Raw genomic sequence first — 4,504 nt, forward strand, 5'->3', positions numbered from 1 at the left:
AAAGGTGACAAAACTCCTAAGAAGAATGGGGCCGAGGTAAAGTACAAGTGGGTTGCTGCACCAATCTAAAACACGCCGCGCCCTATTGGGGTGAGCCCCCTCCTGTGGCGAGGGAGCTTGCTCCCGCTGGAGTGCGCAGCGCTCCCGCTTTTATTGGGGCCACTGCGCAGCCCGGCGCGAGCAAGCTCGCTCGCCACAGGTTATTGATGCCTAATTCGCATTCCGGCACAGGCATTGCTTTATCCATTCACCCCCCGGAAAACAGGAGCATACGTTACCCCCCGACCCAGAGCCGCCCCCATAAGAAAGTAAGGACCAGGCCTGTTGGCACCTTCAGCCACGGGCTCATAAAAACATGCGTTTTTTTAAGCGGCAGTGCCACCCAAAGCCACACTGGGCACTGACAAGGTACTGGAATGGCTCGATCTTTCTTTGATGAAATGAATGACGCAAACGGCGTATGCCGTGCGCACTATCAGGACTTCTCTCGCTGGCTGGCCAATACGCCGCCAGAACTGCTGGCCCAGCGTCGCCGTGAAGCGGATTTGCTGTTCCATCGCGCCGGGATCACCTTCACCCTGTATGGCGACGAGCAAGACACCGAACGCCTGATTCCCTTCGACATCATTCCCCGCAGCATCCCCGCCAGTGAATGGAGCCTGATCGAGCGTGGCTGCATCCAGCGGGTCAACGCACTGAACATGTTTCTCGCCGACATCTACCACGACCAACGCATCATCAAGGCCGGGATCATTCCGGCAGAACAGGTGCTGGGCAACGAGGGCTATCAGAAGGCGATGGTCGGCCTGGACTTGCACCGCGACATTTATTCGCATATCTCCGGTGTCGACCTGGTGCGCGACGGTGACGGCACTTACTACGTGCTCGAAGACAACCTGCGCACCCCCAGCGGCGTGAGCTACATGCTCGAAGACCGCAAGATGATGATGCGGCTGTTCCCTGAAGTATTCGCCAAGCAGCGCATTGCACCCGTGGACCACTACCCCAACCTGTTGCTCAAGACCCTCAAGAGCGCCAGCCGCCTCGATAACCCAAATGTGGTGGTGTTGACGCCTGGGCGCTTCAACAGCGCCTTCTTCGAACACGCGTTCCTTGCCCGGGAAATGGGTGTGGAACTGGTGGAAGGTGCCGATCTGTTCGTGCACGATCTCAAGGTGTTCATGCGCACCACCGACGGCCCCAAGCCCGTGGACGTGATCTACCGGCGCATTGACGACGCCTTCCTCGACCCCCAGGCGTTCAACCCCGAGTCGATGCTCGGCGTGCCGGGGCTGGTAGCGGCTTACTGCGCCGGCAATGTGGTACTGGCCAACGCCATCGGCACCGGGGTGGCTGACGACAAGTCGATCTATCCCTATGTACCGGCGATGATCCGCTTCTACCTGGACGAGGAACCGATCCTGCAGAACGTGCCGACCTTCCAATGCCGCAAGCCCGATGAACTGTCCCATGTGCTGGCCAACCTCGAACAGTTGGTGGTCAAGGAAACCCAGGGCTCCGGCGGCTACGGCATGCTGGTGGGCCCGGCGTCGACGGCCGCCGAGATCGAAGACTTCCGCCAGCGCATCAAGGCCCGTCCCCATGCCTACATCGCCCAACCCACCCTGAGCCTGTCCACCTGCCCGACCTTCGTCGAAAACGGCATTGCGCCCCGGCATATCGACCTGCGCCCGTTCGTACTCTCTGGCAAGGAAACCCGCCTGGTGCCCGGCGGCTTGACCCGCGTGGCGCTGAAGGAAGGCTCGCTGGTCGTGAACTCGTCGCAAGGCGGCGGAACCAAGGACACCTGGGTGGTGGAGGGCTGACTATGTTGAGTAGAACCGCTGCAGATCTGTATTGGATGTCCCGCTACCTGGAGCGCGCCGAGAACCTGGCACGCATGCTGGAAGTCAGTTATTCCCTGTCCTTGATGCCCCAGGCCGGGCGCAGCGATGGCCTGGATGAACTGGCGATGTCGTTGCTCAGCAGCGGCACCCTGGACAGTTACCTCGAACGCCACCACACCCTGGATGCCGAGCGCATGCTGCACTTCTTCGCCCTCGACGAAGAAAACCCGGCCAGCATCTACAACTGCCTGCGCGCCGCCCGGGGCAATGCCCACGCCGTACGCGGACGCATCACCGCCGACATGTGGGAAAACCTCAACGCCACCTGGCTGGAAATGCGCAGCATTGCCGCCGGCGGCCTGGCGCGGCACGGCATCAGCCACTTCTGCGACTGGGTCAAACAACGCTCGCACCTGTTCCGTGGCGCCACCTCCGGGACCATCATGCGCAATGACGCCTACCGCTTCATCCGCCTCGGCACCTTTGTCGAGCGCGCCGACAACACCCTGCGCCTGCTGGATGCACGCTACGAGATGTTCGGCGAAGAGTCCGAAGAAGTCAGCGACCTGTCGGCCCGCGGCTATTACCAGTGGAGCGCCCTGCTCCGCGCGTTGTCGTCATTCGAGGCGTATACCGAGCTGTATCCCAATGCCTTGAATGCCCGCTCGGTGTCGGAACTGCTGCTGTTGCGCAGTGACGTGCCGCGCTCGCTGCATGCGTGTATCGAGGAGTTGAGCCATATTCTCGCGGATCTGCCGGGTAGTTATGGGCGCACGGCGCAGCGCTTGGCTGCCGAGTTTGAAGCACGGCTGCGGTATACGGGGATTGATGAGATTCTGGAGGATGGGTTGCATAGGCGGTTGACGGAGTTTATTGAGGGCGTGCGGGAGTTGGCGGGGGCGGTGCAGAGCTCTTATCTGGAAGTCGTTTGATTGATACTGGGTGGCAGTGACCTATCTCTTGGTACCAGCACAGTATTACGCCGGCCCGTATTGATCGTTGAAAGAGCGCCAGATCGGGCAGATTTACTATTTAAATAAATCTGCCCCGTATTTCCAAAGGTACGGTGCCGGTGTTGAGTGTCGAAGGTCGAGTGATCGAGGAGAGCCTGGAGATCATGCAATGGGCTCTGGCGCAGCACGACCCGGATGATTGGCTGCTGCAAGGTGCCCCTGCGGTGCTGGCGTTGATTGCCGAGAATGATCAGGTGTTCAAGCATCACTTGAATCGATACAAGTATGCCGAGCGCTACCCGGAACAGCCGATGGAGCATTATCGGGCCGAGGGTGAGGTGTTCTTGCAAAAGTTGGAAGGCTTGCTGGCGGAGCGTGAGTACTTGCTCGCCGAACACCTGAGCCTGGCGGATGTGGCGCTGGCGCCGTTTGTGCGCCAGTTTGCCCATGTGGATCGGGAGTGGTTTGCGGGTACAGAGTATGACCGGTTACAGGCGTGGCTCCAGCGGTTCCTGGAGTCGCCTCTGTTTATTGCCGTGATGGCAAAGCACTGACGACACTCAGTATTGGATTAAAGAATAGGTTTCTTTTCATACTTCAGCCTTAGACAAATCCGTCCATACTCTCCCACGCCGAGAGAGTATGGGCCAGACTCACTTCTAAATAAATTTCCTTCGTACCGTCCTATCTGGGCCCAAATCTAATATTGTCTACATGGACAGGACCTTTAACATCTTCTGGATCGAAACCCAGAAAAATATAAATAGCTACGTCACCGGGCTGTGTTATAGGAACAAAATCGAGCGAGACAGTATGCCAACCCTCCCCCGACCAGAAATAGTCTCTAAGAATTAGATAACCGGCCACGTTGAGACCAACACGAGTTCTCATACGAGGACTACTTAACGATATATCAAACGACATTCGATATGTTCTACCAACCTGCACATCACGATATAACTTATATATACCAATCAATGCACTACCATCCAAATAAGTGTAAGGACGCCCAACCGCGTAATAGTTTCCATCTGATAAATTAACGTCAACTGAACCGCGGCTGGCAGCCCAACCATTCTTGTTATAATTATCAAATGTCGTCAGGTCATCAAATTTTCCAGAATCAGAAACAACCGTGTACTCCACTATCGGAAAGCTGATCGCCTCGGCTTCAACCTTGCTAAGACTGACGGCGGCTTTGAATTCCATGCTCAATTTTGTGCCAGGGCCCAACCCATCGATGTAAGTGCGCAACAGGCGATATTCATAGCGGCCTTGGGCAACCCAGTTCGGATTGACATACGAGCTGTTGAAACTGAACAGCGTCAGGTCATGAGCAACATTAGCGGCTGTTCTACCAAAAAACTTCAACGAGACCGGATAAGGGGCGGTGATAAACGGCCAGGTGCCGACATGCGCCATCGCGTTGCCGACGAAGCTATCCAGGTCCAGCACCTTTGTCGCGCTATTGGCCTCGTTGAGCCTGATGACCGTCTTGGCCAGCTCCGATTGCGGTATCGGCCTCACGGTCACCGTCAAGGTTGCCGACGTGACCGAGACACCCGCACGGGTTACCACGTATTGGTATTTCACCGTGGTGGCGTGGTCACGAATGTTCGCCGCAATCGCCGCCCTGGAAATATCGAACGCCACCTCCTGCAAGGCTTCATTCCCAGGTTTGGCCGGGATATCTGGCGAACCGCC

At 57.3% G+C, this 4,504-nt stretch carries 3 protein-coding genes and 1 pseudogene; 3 read left to right on the forward strand and 1 reads right to left on the reverse strand.

Translation table 11 applies throughout. The features are described from left to right. The first annotated feature begins 416 nt into the window (after positions 1-416). From GIV26_RS26910 to GIV26_RS26920, 3 genes and pseudogenes are all read left to right on the forward strand, one after another. The gene (locus tag GIV26_RS26910; RefSeq protein WP_034127666.1) at positions 417-1,826 is read left to right on the forward strand and encodes a circularly permuted type 2 ATP-grasp protein; all 1,410 of its coding nucleotides are present in this window, start codon (positions 417-419) and stop codon (positions 1,824-1,826) included. Positions 1,827-1,828: 2 nt separating this feature from the next. Beyond that, entirely contained in the window at positions 1,829-2,779 is a 951-nt protein-coding gene (locus tag GIV26_RS26915) for an alpha-E domain-containing protein (RefSeq protein ID WP_057975962.1), read from the forward strand. 125 nt (positions 2,780-2,904) lie between these two features. Next, a pseudogene (locus tag GIV26_RS26920) lies at positions 2,905-3,354 on the forward strand (glutathione S-transferase); the annotation flags it as partial. 130 nt (positions 3,355-3,484) lie between these two features. Here the strand turns inward: GIV26_RS26920 and GIV26_RS26925 are convergent. Further along, positions 3,485-4,504 (reverse strand): hypothetical protein (locus GIV26_RS26925; RefSeq protein ID WP_236282906.1); only part of this gene is annotated, 1,020 nt, incomplete at its 5' end.

The organism is Pseudomonas sp. PA-1-3F, assembly GCF_021609665.1.
GTDB lineage: Bacteria > Pseudomonadota > Gammaproteobacteria > Pseudomonadales > Pseudomonadaceae > Aquipseudomonas > Aquipseudomonas paracarnis.